The sequence below is a fragment of the Bacillus sp. SIMBA_005 genome (genome assembly GCF_046535585.1).
In the GTDB taxonomy this organism is placed as follows: domain Bacteria; phylum Bacillota; class Bacilli; order Bacillales; family Bacillaceae; genus Bacillus; species Bacillus pumilus.
This window is the reverse complement of record NZ_JAWRWI010000391.1, coordinates 1-272: the sequence shown is the minus strand read 5'-3', so window position 1 is coordinate 272 and position 272 is coordinate 1. Positions and strand designations below refer to the sequence as shown.

Sequence of the window (272 nt, the reverse complement as noted above, 5' to 3'; positions counted from 1 at the left end):
ATCTGCACCTTCACCTCGCGCGTGCCGTTCACGATGAGCAGCTTCAGTCCGTTCCGGGCCCACTCCCGAAGGAGCCGGGCGACATCGGGGTCGAGCGCCTCCTGGTAGATGATGAGCGCCTGGTACCCCGGGCCCTCGGGCTGCACGACCTCGCCGTCGAAGCGGACCTCCGGATGCGCGAGCAGCGAGCCGTCGAACAACTCGTAGGTCCATCCGGCATCCTGCATCCCGAGGTCCTGCCACCACTGGTTCTCGCGGTTGCGCATCCAGAG

General features: G+C 66.9%; 1 protein-coding gene. It reads right to left on the bottom strand.

Annotated elements, in window-relative coordinates:
• Positions 1-272, bottom strand: a 272-nt coding sequence (locus SB660_RS20595) for a hypothetical protein (protein ID WP_410584197.1), incomplete at both ends; no start/stop codon positions are given.